The 15,651-nt window shown below is 45.7% G+C and carries 15 protein-coding genes; 7 read left to right on the top strand and 8 right to left on the bottom strand.

Annotated elements, in window-relative coordinates:
* Positions 1-8 precede the first annotated feature (8 nt).
* The 4 genes from RS24_RS00705 to RS24_RS00690 are packed head-to-tail and all read left to right on the top strand — an operon-like array spanning position 9 to position 3,461.
* Positions 9-1,337, top strand: coding sequence for a DNA polymerase IV (locus RS24_RS00705; RefSeq protein ID WP_021776251.1), 1,329 nt, complete (start codon positions 9-11; stop codon positions 1,335-1,337).
* An 18-nt stretch (positions 1,338-1,355) separates the two neighbouring features.
* On the top strand, positions 1,356-1,820 hold the full coding sequence (locus RS24_RS00700) for a RidA family protein (RefSeq protein ID WP_021776250.1): 465 nt from the start codon (positions 1,356-1,358) through the stop codon (positions 1,818-1,820).
* On the top strand, positions 1,820-3,034 hold the full coding sequence (locus RS24_RS00695) for a GNAT family N-acetyltransferase (RefSeq protein WP_021776249.1): 1,215 nt from the start codon (positions 1,820-1,822) through the stop codon (positions 3,032-3,034). The genes RS24_RS00700 and RS24_RS00695 overlap by 1 nt, the downstream gene beginning before the upstream one ends.
* Complete coding sequence (locus RS24_RS00690; RefSeq protein ID WP_038300401.1) at positions 3,024-3,461, top strand: HIT family protein; 438 nt, start codon at positions 3,024-3,026, stop codon at positions 3,459-3,461. Before RS24_RS00695 ends, RS24_RS00690 begins: the two co-directional genes overlap by 11 nt.
* On the opposite strand, the gene clpA is transcribed toward RS24_RS00690, so the two are convergent.
* The 3 genes from clpA to RS24_RS00675 form a co-directional block, all read right to left on the bottom strand.
* A complete protein-coding gene (gene clpA, locus RS24_RS00685) occupies positions 3,458-5,761 on the bottom strand; it encodes an ATP-dependent Clp protease ATP-binding subunit ClpA (RefSeq protein WP_021776247.1) in 2,304 nt (767 codons plus the stop codon). The genes RS24_RS00690 and clpA overlap by 4 nt on opposite strands.
* A gap of 3 nt (positions 5,762-5,764) precedes the next feature.
* The gene (gene clpS / locus RS24_RS00680; RefSeq protein WP_108912104.1) at positions 5,765-6,127 is read right to left on the bottom strand and encodes an ATP-dependent Clp protease adapter ClpS; all 363 of its coding nucleotides are present in this window, start codon (positions 6,125-6,127) and stop codon (positions 5,765-5,767) included.
* Between the two features lie 123 nt (positions 6,128-6,250).
* Positions 6,251-7,096: a division plane positioning ATPase MipZ gene (locus RS24_RS00675; protein WP_021776245.1), complete on the bottom strand. Its 846-nt coding sequence runs from the start codon at positions 7,094-7,096 to the stop codon at positions 6,251-6,253.
* Between the two features lie 106 nt (positions 7,097-7,202).
* Here RS24_RS00675 and RS24_RS00670 point away from each other — a divergent pair, with 106 nt between their 5' ends.
* Together RS24_RS00670 and panC are read left to right on the top strand one after the other, a co-directional pair.
* Positions 7,203-7,991 carry an SDR family NAD(P)-dependent oxidoreductase gene (locus RS24_RS00670; protein ID WP_021776244.1) on the top strand — a complete coding sequence of 263 codons (789 nt, stop codon included), beginning with the start codon at positions 7,203-7,205 and terminating at the stop codon, positions 7,989-7,991.
* 8 nt (positions 7,992-7,999) lie between these two features.
* Positions 8,000-8,845, top strand: coding sequence for a pantoate--beta-alanine ligase (gene panC / locus RS24_RS00665; RefSeq protein WP_021776243.1), 846 nt, complete (start codon positions 8,000-8,002; stop codon positions 8,843-8,845).
* Between the two features lie 11 nt (positions 8,846-8,856).
* Here the strand turns inward: panC and RS24_RS00660 are convergent, their stop codons facing one another.
* The 5 genes from RS24_RS00660 to RS24_RS00640 form a co-directional block, all read right to left on the bottom strand.
* The gene (locus tag RS24_RS00660) at positions 8,857-9,276 is read right to left on the bottom strand and encodes a DUF1489 family protein (protein WP_021776242.1); all 420 of its coding nucleotides are present in this window, start codon (positions 9,274-9,276) and stop codon (positions 8,857-8,859) included.
* Between the two features lie 51 nt (positions 9,277-9,327).
* Complete coding sequence (locus RS24_RS00655; RefSeq protein ID WP_038300396.1) at positions 9,328-10,266, bottom strand: Kelch repeat-containing protein; 939 nt, start codon at positions 10,264-10,266, stop codon at positions 9,328-9,330.
* Positions 10,267-10,280: 14 nt separating this feature from the next.
* Positions 10,281-11,669: a magnesium transporter gene (mgtE, locus tag RS24_RS00650; RefSeq protein WP_021776240.1), complete on the bottom strand. Its 1,389-nt coding sequence runs from the start codon at positions 11,667-11,669 to the stop codon at positions 10,281-10,283.
* Between the two features lie 112 nt (positions 11,670-11,781).
* Positions 11,782-12,858: an aromatic ring-hydroxylating dioxygenase subunit alpha gene (locus RS24_RS00645; RefSeq protein ID WP_021776239.1), complete on the bottom strand. Its 1,077-nt coding sequence runs from the start codon at positions 12,856-12,858 to the stop codon at positions 11,782-11,784.
* Positions 12,859-12,887: 29 nt separating this feature from the next.
* Positions 12,888-14,114: an NADH:flavin oxidoreductase gene (locus RS24_RS00640; RefSeq protein WP_021776238.1), complete on the bottom strand. Its 1,227-nt coding sequence runs from the start codon at positions 14,112-14,114 to the stop codon at positions 12,888-12,890.
* Between the two features lie 193 nt (positions 14,115-14,307).
* Between RS24_RS00640 and RS24_RS00635 the strand changes: the two genes are divergently transcribed.
* Positions 14,308-15,645, top strand: coding sequence for a spinster family MFS transporter (locus RS24_RS00635; RefSeq protein ID WP_021776237.1), 1,338 nt, complete (start codon positions 14,308-14,310; stop codon positions 15,643-15,645).
* Positions 15,646-15,651: the final 6 nt, after the last annotated feature.

Below are 15,651 nucleotides of genomic sequence, written 5' to 3'. Positions count from 1 at the left end.
AATAGAATATGCCGAAACCCCACTCCAAACGAGAGTCAAAACCCTCTGCTATCACTGGCTTATGCCGTGACTGTGGCATACGCATTAAAAGCCCTCGGGCTGACAAAAAACCTACAAGATGCCCCAGTTGTAAAAGCCCTCGCCTGCTGTTTCATCCTGAGCTTTTTGACCTTGGCATTGCCCATATTGATTGTGATGCATTTTTTGCAGCCATTGAAAAACGTGATAACCCTGAACTGGAGGATAAGCCTGTCATTATTGGCGGCGGGCAAAGGGGTGTTGTATCTACCGCATGTTACATTGCGCGTATTCGAGGCGTAAATTCTGCAATGCCAATGTTTAAAGCATTAAAATTATGCCCTGATGCCGTTGTCATAAAACCGCAAATGGAAAAATATGCAGAAGCGGGATACCAAATCCGAGAATTGATGAAGAAATTAACTCCCCTCGTCCAGCCTATCTCTATTGATGAGGCTTTTCTGGATCTGCGTGGGACAGAAAAACTTCATGGCCTTACACCGGCTGAAACAATTCTAAATCTCGTTAGAAACATCCGTAAAAATGTCGGCATAACCGTATCTGTGGGTCTCAGTCACAATAAATTTTTGGCTAAATTATCCTCTGACCTTGATAAGCCGAACGGCTTCACAGTCATCGGACAATCTGAGACACTTGACCGGCTTGCGCCTATGCAGGTTGAAAAAATCTGGGGTGTCGGAAAGGCCATGCAGAAAAAACTTTCAGCTAATGGTGTGAAGACAATAGGACATCTCCAAAAGCTGGACGAAGAATTTTTACTAAAGCAATATGGCAATGTCGGGCAACATTTATTCAGGCTTTCTCGCGGACTGGATGACAGGCCTGTTTCCCCGGAACGGGAAGCTAAAAGCATTTCTTCAGAAACGACTTTTGATAAAGATATTTCTGATGCAGACAGCCTTTCCCAAACCCTCTGGCATTTAAGCGAGAAAGTTTCCTCGCGATGTAAAAAAGCAAGCAAGGGTGGCAAAACTGTTGTTCTAAAACTTAAAACCGGCAATTTTAAATCGCTTACCCGAAACCGCACTCTCCCTGTTTCAACCTGTATGGCTGAAAGAATTTTCAGTGCTGGAAATGATTTGCTTAACGCAGAACTCCAAAACAACCCTCGAACTGCCTACCGACTAATCGGTATTGGTGTTACGGGACTTGTTGAGGCAGAATTCGCAGACACACCGGATTTGGTTTCAACGGATAAAAGAAACCTACAAGCTGAATTGGCTATGGACAAAATTCGAATTAAATTTGGTCATGAGACAATTCTTAAAGGGCGGTCTCTTAATCGCAGGAAAAAATAAACCAATTAAGGAAACATAATGACAAATCCTGAAGACAAAATTGAACAACTCGGTCTAATCCTTCCTGCGCCAAAATCGGCTGTAGCGAATTATTTACCTTATACACAAACCGGCAATCTATTGCTGATTTCGGGCCAAGGCCCTGTTACGGCTTCAGGTGATGCCATTAAAGGCCGACTGGGTGAAACTATTGAAATTGAAGACGGGCAGCGTGCTGCCCAACTTGCAGCATTAAACTTACTGGCTCAGGTGAAATCCGCACTAAATGGTGATTGGTCGCGCTTTGGTCGCTGCCTCAGATTATGCGGTTTTGTTAATTCCACGCCGAATTTCACGCATCACCCTGCAATTATTAATGGTGCTTCAGATTTAATGGTTGAACTTTTTGGCGATAACGGGCGACATAGCCGCTCTGCAGTTGGTGTAACAAGCCTGCCTATGGGTTGGGCTGTCGAAATTGACGCCATATTTGAGGTTCATTAATGGGTGATATTGAACCCCCCATATTGCGCACTGTAAGCAAAGTGGCTGAGATACCTGCTGACCAATGGAACGCCTGCGCCAATCCACATCCGGCACGTTATAACCCTTTCACCGACCATGCTTTTCTACTCGCTCTGGAGGAAAGTGGTTCGGCAACACCTGAGACAGGCTGGGCGGCCCAGCATCTCATCATAGAAAGTAGCGAAGCCGGTCAGATTGCAGGAATTGTCCCGCTTTATCTTAAATCACACAGTCAGGGTGAGTATATTTTCGATCATGGCTGGGCTGAGGCGTGGCATCGTGCCGGCGGGCAATATTACCCAAAGCTTTTAAGTGCTATTCCCTTCACACCCGCAGGTGGACCAAGACTGTTAATACGCCCAGGCCCTGAGGAACAGATGGCGCGCGCTGCCCTCACAGAGGGATTAATCGCGCTGACAAGACAATTTAACGCCTCATCTTTGCATATTAATTTTCTCCCTGAAGAAGAATGGAACGATTTGGGTGCACATGGATTTTTACAACGTACAGATCAACAGTTCCATTGGCTCAATCGCGACTTTGAAAATTTTGACGGGTTTCTGGCGAGCCTAACATCTCGTAAAAGAAAGAATCTGAAAAAAGAACGCCAGCGTGCACTGGAAAATGGCATAGAGGTTGAATGGCTCACGGGCGATGATTTAACCGAGGCACACTGGGACATTTTCTATGACTTTTATCTCGATACAAGTAATCGAAAATGGGGACAAGCCTATCTCACCCGATCTTTTTTCAGCCATATTAACTCAACCATGCCCGATAACACCTTACTGGTCATGGCGCGGCGGGACGGCAAGTATATTGCCGGAGCTCTTAATTTCATAGGTGGTGATGTCCTGTTTGGGCGTAATTGGGGTTGTATTGAAGACCACCCTTTCTTACATTTTGAACTTTGTTATTATCAAGCTATTGATTTTGCAATTGCGCGGGGACTAAAGCGCGTAGAAGCAGGTGCGCAGGGAACCCATAAGCTTGCTCGAGGCTATGAACCGTGCCGTACATATTCTCTTCATTATATTCCCCACGACGGCTTTCGTCAAGCAATTGAAAATTTCCTGGAGCATGAAAGGCGTCATGTTGAGCAAGACATTGAAACGCTGAAAAATTACACGCCTTTCAAACAGGATGAAAATCAAATCCAAAACAAAGCAAATAAGGAGAGTAATGATGAGTGATTATGATGAGGACAATATTTTTGCTAAAATATTACGTGGCGAAGCCCCATGTGTGAAAATATATGAAGATGCCGACACGCTAGCTTTCATGGATGTCATGCCCCAAGCCGAAGGCCATGTCCTCGTGATTCCCAAAGCAGAAGCTTGTGACATGATGGATCTCAATGGCGCGATGGCGCAAAAGCTGATTGTAAATGTCCAAAAAATTGCGCGTGCCGTAAAGTCTGCCCTTGGATGTCCGGGAGTCATGCTGGCGCAACTCAATGGTTCAGCCGCAGGACAAACAGTGTTTCATACACATTTTCATATCATCCCACGCCATGATGGGGTTGATTTGGGTTTTCATGCCAAGGAAATGGAAGCCCCTGAAGCACTTGAAAAAATTGCCGAAAAAATCAGGCCACTCATTTCTGAAACGACAGCTTAGACTTTTTCGGTCTTCTTATCGGCCTCATCGCTTTTTGGCGCATCATCCTTATAGCTTATGGAAAGGGCATCATCTTCGCCCACATCCACAACGACGACACCACCTTGCGTCAAGCAACCGAATAGTACTTCGTCGGCCAACGGTTTTTTGATTTTCTCTTGAATGAGACGTGCAAGTGGTCGCGCACCCATTTGATTATCGTAACCACGATTTGCGAGCCATTTAGTCGCCTCAGGACTTAATTGAATAATGACATTTCTATCTGCCAGTTGAGCTTCTAGCTGAAGAACAAATTTCTCAACCACACGGTAGACGACCTCAGGCGGAAGATTGGCAAAAGGAACGGTGGCATCAAGGCGGTTGCGGAATTCAGGCGCAAACATCTTCTTGATGGCATCCTCATCCTCACCTTCCCGTAGGGAACGTCCAAAGCCCATCGGCTCTTTCGCCATATCAGCCGCACCAGCATTCGTCGTCATTATCAAAATAACATTACGGAAATCGACTTTACGTCCATTGGCATCCGTCAGACTACCATTATCCATGACCTGCAAAAGAATATTGAATAAATCAGGATGCGCTTTTTCAATTTCATCAAGTAGCAAAACACTATGAGGATGCTGGTCAACACCATCAGTCAGGAGACCGCCCTGATCGAAACCAACATATCCGGGAGGCGCACCCAATAGCCGAGATACAGTGTGACGTTCCATATATTCCGACATGTCAAATCTAAGAAGTTCAACGCCCATAATATCAGCGAGCTGTCGAGCGACTTCTGTCTTACCGACACCTGTCGGGCCGGAGAACAGATAACATCCAATTGGTTTGTTTTCTTCACGCAATCCGGCTCGGGACAGCTTAATTGCTGCTGACAATGCATCAATCGCCGCATCCTGACCAAACACCACGCGCTTGAGCCCGCTATCAAGGTCGCGCAATTTTTCTGTATCAGTTTTGGAAACTGATTTGGATGGGATCCGCGCCATTGTCGAGATCGTGTTTTCAATATCACGCACACTGATTGTCTTTTTACGCTTGGACGTCGGCAGAAGCATCTGCGACGCGCCAACCTCGTCAATAACATCAATAGCTTTATCCGGCAGTTTCCGGTCAGTCATGTATCTGGCTGACAACTCAACCGCCGTTTTCAAGGCTTCATTCGTGTAGCGGATATTGTGAAATTCCTCGAAATAAGGTTTCAGACCACGCAAAATTTTAATTGTATCCGGAATGCTTGGTTCATTGACATCAATCTTTTGGAACCGCCGAGCCAGCGCACGGTCTTTTTCAAAATGTTGACGGAATTCTTTATAAGTTGTTGATCCGACACAGCGGAGGCCACCATTTTGTAAAGATGGTTTGAGGAGGTTCGAAGCATCCATCGCCCCGCCCGAAGTTGCACCCGCACCAATAACAGTGTGAATTTCATCAATAAACAATATTCCTTCCGGCATATCCTCAAGCTCAGTCATAACCTGCTTGATGCGTTCTTCAAAATCACCGCGATAACGTGTACCGGCAAGTAAAGCGCCCATGTCCAGCGCGAAAATAACATTGTCTTGAAGCACTTCCGGCACATCGCCTTCAATGATTTTTCGGGCCAGTCCCTCTGCAATTGCTGTTTTACCGACACCAGGGTCACCTACGAGCAAAGGATTATTTTTACTGCGGCGGCATAAAATCTGGATGGTACGCTCAACCTCGCGTTGACGCCCGATCAGCGGATCAACCTTCCCGACTTTGGCTTTTTCATTAAGATTGACACAATAGTTTTCAAGCGCTGTTTCACCACTGGACATAAAACCATCTGGATCAGCGTCATCATTTTCTCTGTCCATGTCCGCATTACTGCTACCGGCTTTTTTTGAAACGCCATGGGCGATAAAATTAACCGCATCATATCTCGTCATATCCTGCTCTTGCAGGAAGTAGGCCGCATGGCTTTCTCTCTCGGCAAAAAGAGCCACCAAAACATTGGCACCTGTAACCTCGTCCCTTCCGGAAGACTGAACATGAATAACTGCACGCTGGATAACTCGTTGAAAACCTGCCGTAGGCTTACAATCTTCATCTGTATCCATCACAAGCCCGGATAAATCATTATCAATATAACCCGTTAGATTATCCCGCAGTAACTTCATGTCCACGTTGCAAGCATCAATGACGGCTTTAGCGTCTTGATCTTCTGTCAAGGCAAGCAATAAGTGCTCCAGAGTTGCGAATTCATGCTTTCTCACATTAGCCAGTTCGAGGGCTGTGTGCAGAACGGTTTCTAAACCTTTAGAGAATGCCGGCATTTATCACTCCTTTTCCATAGTGCATTGTAGCGGATGTTGGTGTTGACGTGCTAGGTCAATTACCTGCGTCACTTTCGTTTCTGCGACCTCGAATGTAAAAACGCCACATATGCCGACACCATTTTGGTGAACGTGAAGCATGATTTCGGTTGCTTCATTGATATCTTTATTAAAAAAGCGTTGTAAAACATGCACAACAAATTCCATCGGCGTGTAATCATCATTCAGCAATAACACCTTATAAAGAGATGGTTTTTTGGTTTTTGGCTTGGTTTTCGTAACAATAACGACATCCCCGCCATCGTCTCCACCCTGTCGGTCATCATTATTGGGATTACCGGGGGTGGAACTGCTCTGAACAGGCATTCTGGTAAGCTTAATATCTTTATTGCCGTTTTTATGTGCCATTTTTGTCATGCAACCTAATCATACAACTATAAGTTTATGTAAGACAATCACCCTATCTTGCAAGATACGAAAAGGTGTAAATTATATTTTTACGCCAGGTAGATTAAGCCCCTGAATGAGATTAAAAATCTCAGCGCGAGCAGCTACATGGGAAATAGTGAGGCTGGTATTAGCTTCCTCTGTTGTCAAATCCAGCAAGGTGAGACCTGCAGGATACATTTCACGGAAAATCACACGCTCTGAAAGACCCTGCAATAATCTGAAATGCGAACGACCTGACAATTCCTGAAGGGCGGCCTCGACCCTTTTCCGGTTTTTTGCATAAACATGACTATATCGATTTCTAAGAACAACCCAATCAATTTTTCCATTATCTGCCTGCATACGTGCTTTGCGGCATTCCCAGACCAGGTCGGAATATATACTCGGGCCTAAAACCTCAAGCGTGTCTGGGTCAACTTTACCGAGCAGGTCAAAATCCACAAAACTGTCATTTATTGGAGTAATCAGCGTGTCCGCCGACGCATGCGCGAGCCGAGATAAGTAAGTGTCTGAGCCAGGGCTATCGACAATCACAAATTGATTGCGTGTTCGAAGCCCAGACATAGCTTTTAAGAAGTTTTCTTGCTCGAAATCCTGGCGTTCTTTGATGGTGATACCAAAAGGAGGGTCGGCGATCTGGTGTTCAGGCATCGGGACACTTCTTCCAGACCTTAAAGACCAAGCCTGCCTATTTTCAATGTAACGGGATAGAGATTTTTGACGAGAGTCGATATCAAGCGAGCCAACGGAAAACCCCATATCCAGAAGCGCAGCCATGATATGCATAGCCGTTGTTGTTTTGCCTGACCCGCCCTTTTCATTGCCAACGACAATAACGTATGGGTAAACGGTTTCTTTTTTACTTTGGTTATTAAAAAAGCCCATTTTCGACCTCTTTGCGTATATATTTTTACAACGATTCCGCTTTTCTCAGAATATATGTTATTGAAATCGTTGCTGGGAATACTTCGAGCTTCAAAATGGACAAAAAATGCGCGGTTTAAAGGATAAGGTGATTATTTTAACCGGTGCCGCCGGTGGACTGGGTCAAGCACTTGCCAAACGCCTGACGCAAGAGCAAGCCTATCCGGTTCTTGTAGACCACAATCAAACAGCCCTTCTGAAGCTGTCTGAAGATCAATTACTTAATAATCCACTTTGTCTAAGTGGAGATATTGCTGATCCTGATTTCATCACAACTATTATGGCTGAAGCTATTGAAAAATATGGAAAAATTGACGGACTTGTCAACAGCGCCGCTATTTTACTGCCTGATGATGGCGATATTTCACAAACGCCTCTGCCATGTTGGTTAAAAACGATGGAGGTAAATCTCACTGGTGTATTTCTCACCTGCCAAGCTGTTTTGCCACATCTTGAGAAACAAGGCGGCGCGATTGTTAATCTGTCTTCCGTGGTCGCACACGCAGCCTCTGCTACTTCCCAGATTGCCTACACAACGGCAAAAGGGGGGGTAGAAGCCCTTACTAAAGAAATTGCTATCAGTCATGCCCGCCATAATATCCGAGCAAATTGTGTAGCACCCGGCCCGGTAAAAACCGACAGAACAGCACATTATTTTGAAGATACGGCGAAATGGGAGTTGCGACGGCGGCATATTCCAATGGGACGCCTTGGAAAACCCGATGAAATAGCTGGGTTGGTCTGTTTTCTCCTCAGCGATGATGCCGGATACATTACCGGCGCAAGCTATCTTGCAGATGGTGGCATTGCCAATGCCTATGTCATTGACGATGTTAACGGCCAAGAAACTCCCTGACGATACTGATGGACGTCTGCACAACAAGTGGGGAACTATCCCTTAAACGCGAAAACTGGCGACAGGCTGGTATGAAAGTCGGACTCGTACCAACCATGGGCGCCCTTCATGCGGGGCATTTATCATTGGTAGAGGCGATTTCGGCGCAAGCGGATAAAATCATTGTTAGTTTATTTGTAAACCCAACGCAATTTGCCGAAGGGGAGGATTTTGACGCTTATCCCCGCACCACTGAAGATGATTTACAAAAACTCCGAGGCACCAAAGCAGATATTGTCTTTATGCCCGATGCTTCAGAGATATATGGCGATGCGGTAACCGCATCTTTACCAGCCGGCAATTTAGGGGACGGACTTGAGAGCGAGACTCGCCCTCATTTTTTTAGCGGGGTTGTGACAGTTGTACATAAACTTTTTGAGCTGTGCCAACCAGACGCCGCCATTTTCGGTGAGAAGGACTATCAGCAATTGCTTGTCATAAAGCAGATGGTCGCCACTCACGATATGAAAATTGAGATTTTACAAGGCCCCACTTTGCGTGAAGCTGATGGCCTCGCCATGTCTTCAAGAAATGCCTACCTCAGTGAGAGCCAGCGTAAAACTGCCGCTAATTTAAACAAAATTATGCGCGCTTTATGTGAAGATTATCATACAGCACAGGCTTTAAGCCGGCTCCCCGCATTGGAAGCGCAAGCCATCCAAAAGCTTAAAGAAGCTGGTTTTACTGAAATTGATTATATCACTGTCAGAGATTCCGATACGCTGAAGACTCCAAACCTAGAGACAAAAAATTTACGTCTTCTGGCGGCAGTACGACTTGGCGATATTCGACTGATTGATAACTGCCCTGTTTGATAACAAAAGATTTATAAAAGCCCTAAAGCCATAAGTTCAGCCTTGAGATGTTCAGGAAGCTCGTCATCTCCCTCTGCTACCATTGGCATATCCTCAGGCGCATCACTCGCAGGCAGATATCGCCAGCCCTGAAAAGGTCGCCGCGATTGCTGGCGGGTTGCAATGAGTTCGGGATCAAGAAAAATATGACACCTTTTAATACCTGCTTCATCAGTGAAAGGTTGAATATCAAGGATAGTTTGACGCACGCGGATTTTACGCTTGATAACCCAATAGATTGACCCATCATCTAACAATTCATTAACCCTTTTGGGCATCATGCGCGTGGTATGAAAAAGTTCTCCATGGGTTTCTCTAACATAGGTCTGCCAATTAATGAGATCATCTACGCCGGTGGCACGCGCGGCTAACTTAATTAGGTGTAAAGTCATATCAACAAACTAGACGATTTTATGAAACAGGCAAAATGCCTTACTGGGAAATCAGGGCTTAAATATATAAACTGTGTCTGTTGCCGTAAACGGGGCAAAAAAACCACTGCCAACAGCGCCACCCATAACAATCAGTTGGTCATCAACAACCGCATAGCCAGCATGATGACGTGCCTCAGGTAATGGCTCTATGTTCTGCCATTTACGCGCCTTACTAGCCAGTAGATAATGTCGGCTATGAGTCTTCAGAGGTTCATTTGTGTACCCCCCGACAACATGAACCCCATCTGAAAGAACGCCTAGTGCCGGTGCGATTAACCCTAATGGTATGGATGGCAAGCGCCGCCAGTCAAGCGACTGGACGTTAAAAACATGCACCTCGCGTGATGCCTGTCCTGTCGATGTCATACCACCAGCTATAATGATGTCATTGTCTGCCACTGTAATTCCGGCCTGAGATAATGTTACTGGCATTGTCCCTGGCAAAATCGACCACTCGCCTGAACCAAGATTATAGCGATATATTTTATCTGTTTCATCACCGGCACCTCCAAACACATACAGGAAGTTACCGACGATAGCAGACATATGCTCATAACGCCGACCGGGCATAGGGGTGATTTGCGTCCAATAAGACTTTGCCGAACTGAACATCCAACTACTATTTGTCGACTCCGAAGTACCCGCAACGCGCCCACCGGTCACGACAATCTGACCACTCCCCGCAGCCACAGAAAATTGTGTTCTGTCAACCGGAATGGGTGTCAAAGGACGCCAACCATCCTCTACGACGTTATAAGCTTCGAAAAATCTCTTAAAACCTGTGCCCGATGAGCCGCTCAGCAGATAGACCGCGCCATTCAATGCCGTGGCACCCGACTCGGGTACGGCTTGAGAAAAAGAGTCACCACTCCGCCACTCGGCCTTCAAACCGGGAGCCATAGCAAATACAAACCCAAAAGCTAAAACTGCGGAAATTAAAAATCTCATTTGTCTCTTTACCATTAGATTAAGAAAATTGTAGCAAAACCCAGAAAAGCGAAAAACCCAACAATATCTGTAATGGTGGTCACAAACACACCCGAAGCAATAGCAGGATCAACACCGACCTTGTTGAGCCATATAGGTACAACTATGCCCGCCAAACCCGCGACAAACATATTCACAATCATCGCCATTGCCAGCACAATACCCAGCATCTCACTACCAAACCAAAGCCAGCCCGTAATACCAAGCAAGATCGCAAACAAAATACCGTTTAACAGACCAATCCCTATTTCACGTCCGATAACCCGCAAGGTGTTAATGGCAAGCAATTCTCGTGTCGCCAGCGCACGAACTGTGATGGTTAATGTTTGCGTTGCCGCATTTCCACCCATTGAGGCAACAATCGGCATAAGAATAGCTAATGCAACCATTTGTTCAATCGTGCCATCAAAAACGCCAATAACGATAGAGGCCAAAATAGCCGTCAAGAGGTTGACCAGTAACCACGAGAACCGGCCACGCATAGCGCGGAACATATCATCGCCGACAGTCTCATCACCCACACCACCTAAGCGAAAAATATCTTCTTCTGCCTCTTCTGTAATAACCTCAAAAACGTCATCCGCTGTTATCACGCCAACCAGTCGGTTGTCTTCATCAACAACAGGCGCGGAAACAAGATTATAGCGTTCAAACATCCGCGCCATATCTTCTCGGTCAAGCTCAGCTGAAATTGGCGTAAAATTATCGTCCAGAATTTCTTGCATTAAAGTCGGACGCCCAGAACGCATGACTTTATTAAGTTTGACCATGCCAAGTGGCGTATGGGTGGGATCAACAACAAAAATTTCCAAAAAATCATCTGGCAAATCTTCAGTGACGCGAAGGTAATCTATCACCTGTCCTACCGTCCAGAATGGCGGCACAGCCACCACATCGGACTGCATAAGACGACCTGCACTTTCATCCGGATAATCTAGGGAGCGTTGAAGAACAATACGTTCCCCTTCAGGGAATAAGTCCAGAATTTCCTTCTGCTCATCATCATCCAATTCACCAAGGACAAAAACAGCATCATCGGTTTCCAGCTCCTGCAAAGCTGCTGCGAGAAACTCAGGATCTAACCGTTCAGCAATCCATGCCTGAGTATGGTCATCAAGCTCTGCCAGCACGCTGGGGGCAAGATCTTCACCAATGAGCGCGAAAAACTGTTCACGCTGCCCCCCATTGAGTAGCGCAATCATTTCTGCAATATCGGACTCGTGATGCGTCTCAAGCAGCTTTAAAAGCGCGTTTTTGTTTTCTTCTTTTAGGACGGAAACAGACGCATTAACCAGATCGGCAATATGATCACGTGTATCGCCGATTTGTTCAGACTTGGTCAGCTCTATTTTTTTTTCAGACATTGAAATTCCCGCACGAAAAACAGAGTTAACCCTTGGGTACTCCTTCGCAGGTATTTTTGCAATGTGATTTTGTAGAATTAGGCCAGACGTCAATCTAACCTAAAACATGAAGCTATTCAGCAGCAGTTTTTTCGAAATTATCGCGGTTCGTCCCTCTAGTCACAACAACACCATTCACCTGATCCTGATAATCCTTGGCTTTATCACGAGGGTTATAAAATTGTTTATACCAAATACGGGTTTTACCGAATGGGCCATCTCCAATGACCTGCAAAACATTCAGGCAGGGGCGCTTATTGAACCAAATTTCGAAATCCTGAAGGAAGGCGGCTTTACTTACCTCATGATACTCATTGGCAACCGCTTGATCTTCCTCATTAGCAACATCATTTTTGCCTTTAACGAGAATGCCGTAAAACACCCGAATGAGACCATCCTCTATGGGTGTATTGGAAATCATCATCATTGAAGGGTAATCACCTTCAATTTTTGAGAGAAGAATCCCCGGGCCAGTATACCATGTATCATTAATCATCTGCGCTTCAGACATGGTGCGGTGACCTGCTGCCAGTCTTTGAACAAGCACGTGATCATTAAATTCATTCTCAAAATATTCCATATTGGTGCTGCCGTGGATAGGCCCAAGATGCGCCTTGTCAGCCATATTATCAATGACTTCCATCGGATGCTGGTTCAGTTCACCAAGATCATCGATCTTCCAATTTACCCAAGACGGGTCTTCCCATTGTGGGAGTTCTGGCGGATCAAAATTTGGTTCGCCTTGTTCTGTGTCATGCCACATAAGTACGCTACCGCCCCATTCTTGAACGGGGTAAGTCCGGATACAGGCGGAAGCCGGTATCGGCGCAGGTGAATATGGAATTTCGATACATTTACCATCAGGCCCAAATTGCCAACCATGATAAGGACAACGGATATTATCACCGTCAACATGCTCGTTATCCATCACAACATAAGATGTTTCATTTTGGCCGATATGCGTCCCCATGTGTGGGCAATAGGCATCCATAAGCACGAGCCGACCACTGTCGCCACGATACAGCACCATATTTTGTCCGAAATACCTTAAATTCAGAGGTTTTTTGGAAACCTCATCTGCACGGGCAATCATAAACCACCCTCTTGGAAAGGTAAATTCACCCAAATCATAATCTGCAGTTTTAGCCATTTGTATCTCCAGTTTTTTATTATTTAAATTTAAGCCGCCTCGGATGCCATTTCAACATTTATAGGACAGATAACCCCATCATCCGAGTCGATATGGGCTACACACCGGTTGCAGGATATGCAGCCTGATGTTGATTTCTCTCCTGACTCATAAATTTTTGGTAAGTCTGGTTCATGGATAAGCGTCCGCCCCAGCACAATACCGTCAAAATCTTCATTCATAACAGTCTTAAAATTCGCCATAGATTTAATGCCTCCAACCAAAGCAATCGGCATATTAACCGCTGCACGAACTTTTTTAGCATCCTCCAGGAAGAACATTTCCTTAAAAGGCATGTCAGGGAATTTTTTAGCTGCAAGCGTATAAACCAGCTTCGCAATGAAGTTTTTCTGTATTGCAATCAATGGTTTAATCGCTGAAGGCCCACGGAAAAGATACATCGGACTTTTTGCACTGAAGCCGCCAGTGAGAACCAGCAAGGATGCGTCACCATCTTGTTCGATAATCTTTGACGCTTCGATACAATCATCCAGTGTCGACCCGCCTTCAAATCCGTCTTGAAGATTCAACTTCACAACAATAGGCACATCCGGCCCGACAGCTTCGCGAACACGGCGCAATGCAAGACGTGGAAAGCGCATACGGTTTTCAAGACTGCCACCAAATTTGTCGCGCCTTGTATTGTAAGCTGGGGACATAAATTGACTGAATAAATAGCCATGCCCCATGTGAAGTTCTAACATATCAAAACCTGCTTCAACTGCGCGTTTGGCAGAAATGGCATAATCATCGCAGGTTTGCTCAATCACCTTTTCGGGCATAGGGCGCATAAACGGAATACCTGATAGCAAACCATAAGGGTTCAGCCCCCAAGACGCACTGTAAGAAAAAGGTTTAGAGGACAATTTTGAGTAGCGTGTTTGCATGCCACAATGCGCCAGTTGAAGAGAAGCAACTGCGCCGTGCTTGTGAATGGTTGATGTAACTTTTTTGAGCACATCCATAATTCGGTCATCCTGCATACACATTTGATGATCAAAAGTACGCGCATCATCATTTACCGCACCATATGCAACGGTCACGACACCAGCACCACCGGCAGCAAATTTTTCATGAAATTGAACAAGTCTCTCATCAGGCACGCCACCTTGCGCGAGGCCTTCAAAAGTTGCAGCTTTAATTATTCTGTTTTTGAGTGTCAGGTTTCCAAGCTTCCACGGCTCGAAAACAGACTTATTCGTTTTTACTTTTGACATGCAAATCCTCCGACAATCATAATAGCTAATCAAGCAATAATTTACAAATTATAAGCACATGAAAAGCACGGTAAAATAAGCAATCTGACATTTATTTTATAAAAAATCATGTTTTGCGTAATATTATTTTGCGTTTTCTACGCAATATGCGCTTAATGGCCACAGTCATTTTTTTGTTTAGGGTGGGGAATTCATGGTCGAGGACACAACAAATAAAAAAAATACAGCAGATACAAAACCTACTAAAGGGTATGCCGCCTATGTGCTTTTGATGCTCTCCGCACTCTATACGGTGAATTATGTTGATCGTTTTCTTGTCTCTGGATTACTCGACCCCATCAAGGTCTCGTTAGACGTTTCCAACACCTATATGGGATTTCTTGTCGGCCCAGCCTTTGCCCTTTTTTATACCACCTTGGCGATTCCGATAGCACGTATGGCAGATAGATATAGCCGTGTTAAAATTATTATCACAGGGACACTGGTTTGGAGTCTGTTTACAGTTCTCAGTGGTTTTGCAGAAACCCCGGAAGCATTTCTTGTAGCGCGTATCGGGGTCGGCATTGGTGAAGCCGCTTTTCTGGCCCCCGCCTTTTCCCTATTGGCAGATTATTACCCGCCACGCCGGCGCACGATGGCTTTCGCAATTCTCAACCTTGGGGTTTACTTCGGACAAATGGGTGGGTTGATTGGGGGGCCTGCTATTGAGTCTGTTGCAGGCTGGCAAGCCGCTTTTATCGCATTGGGGCTTCCTGGGATTATTTTGGCAGGTTTAGCCATCATCACTATCCGCGAGCCGATTCGTGGGCAACTTGATGATGCGCGTCCTCAAAATACACAAAAAGAAGAAATTGCTATTCCAATAAAAACTTTAGCCGCATTGCTTATCAAAACCAGAAGCTACCTAATGATGACGGCAGGCACAGCACTTGGGGGATTTGCTGGATATGGTTTTGGTTATTGGGGGCCAACACTTTTCAGTCGGGGCTTTAATCTCTCACTGACTGAAGCGGGTGGCAGATTTGCTATTTCTTTTGGAATTAGCGGTTTATTTGGCGCGCTTCTCATGGGCTTCATGTGTGACCGCCTTGCACAAAAAAATCACCGCTGGCCTTTCTGGTTGTCAGCAGGCGGTGTCGTAGGGAGTATGGCCTTTATGATGGCGGTGTGCCTGACTGAGAATGTGCAAATCGCGACATTGCTGGCCTTCCCCGCAGGATTACTTGGCGGTGGTTGGGTGGTTGCGCTTCAAGCCGCGTTGCAAGATTTACTCCCTGGAAATATCCGCGCGACATCGTCGTCCATATGGGCTTTTGCACTGACATTTGCAGGTCTTGTAGGCGGCGTTCAGTTTGCCGGCTTCATGATAGACATCTTCGCCGCCTACCCGCCGGATTATGCAATCCGCTACGCGTTGACCATCACCTTATTACCATGTATTCCGGCCTCTTTCCTGATTGCAAGCGCGGGATACACGATTGTCTCGGATAGGGAAAAGCTCAAGCAGACCCTCGCTTCCGAAACAAACTAGGGGCTA

Source organism: Candidatus Micropelagos thuwalensis (genome assembly GCF_000469155.1).
Classification (GTDB): domain Bacteria; phylum Pseudomonadota; class Alphaproteobacteria; order RS24; family RS24; genus Micropelagius; species Micropelagius thuwalensis.
This window is presented reverse-complemented; position numbering and strand designations above follow the sequence as displayed.

Excerpts from the sequence above, each read along its gene's own strand:
- RS24_RS00705 (WP_021776251.1), top strand. The coding sequence starts at position 9 with ATGCCGAAACCCCACTCCAAACGAGAGTCAAAACCCTCTGCTATCACT.
- RS24_RS00700 (WP_021776250.1), top strand. The coding sequence starts at position 1,356 with ATGACAAATCCTGAAGACAAAATTGAACAACTCGGTCTAATCCTTCCT.
- RS24_RS00695 (WP_021776249.1), top strand. The coding sequence starts at position 1,820 with ATGGGTGATATTGAACCCCCCATATTGCGCACTGTAAGCAAAGTGGCT.
- RS24_RS00690 (WP_038300401.1), top strand. The coding sequence starts at position 3,024 with ATGATGAGTGATTATGATGAGGACAATATTTTTGCTAAAATATTACGT.
- clpA (WP_021776247.1), bottom strand. The coding sequence starts at position 5,761 with ATGCCGGCATTCTCTAAAGGTTTAGAAACCGTTCTGCACACAGCCCTC.
- clpS (WP_108912104.1), bottom strand. The coding sequence starts at position 6,127 with ATGCCTGTTCAGAGCAGTTCCACCCCCGGTAATCCCAATAATGATGAC.
- RS24_RS00675 (WP_021776245.1), bottom strand. The coding sequence starts at position 7,096 with ATGGGCTTTTTTAATAACCAAAGTAAAAAAGAAACCGTTTACCCATAC.
- RS24_RS00670 (WP_021776244.1), top strand. The coding sequence starts at position 7,203 with ATGCGCGGTTTAAAGGATAAGGTGATTATTTTAACCGGTGCCGCCGGT.
- panC (WP_021776243.1), top strand. The coding sequence starts at position 8,000 with ATGGACGTCTGCACAACAAGTGGGGAACTATCCCTTAAACGCGAAAAC.
- RS24_RS00660 (WP_021776242.1), bottom strand. The coding sequence starts at position 9,276 with ATGACTTTACACCTAATTAAGTTAGCCGCGCGTGCCACCGGCGTAGAT.
- RS24_RS00655 (WP_038300396.1), bottom strand. The coding sequence starts at position 10,266 with ATGAGATTTTTAATTTCCGCAGTTTTAGCTTTTGGGTTTGTATTTGCT.
- mgtE (WP_021776240.1), bottom strand. The coding sequence starts at position 11,669 with ATGTCTGAAAAAAAAATAGAGCTGACCAAGTCTGAACAAATCGGCGAT.
- RS24_RS00645 (WP_021776239.1), bottom strand. The coding sequence starts at position 12,858 with ATGGCTAAAACTGCAGATTATGATTTGGGTGAATTTACCTTTCCAAGA.
- RS24_RS00640 (WP_021776238.1), bottom strand. The coding sequence starts at position 14,114 with ATGTCAAAAGTAAAAACGAATAAGTCTGTTTTCGAGCCGTGGAAGCTT.
- RS24_RS00635 (WP_021776237.1), top strand. The coding sequence starts at position 14,308 with ATGGTCGAGGACACAACAAATAAAAAAAATACAGCAGATACAAAACCT.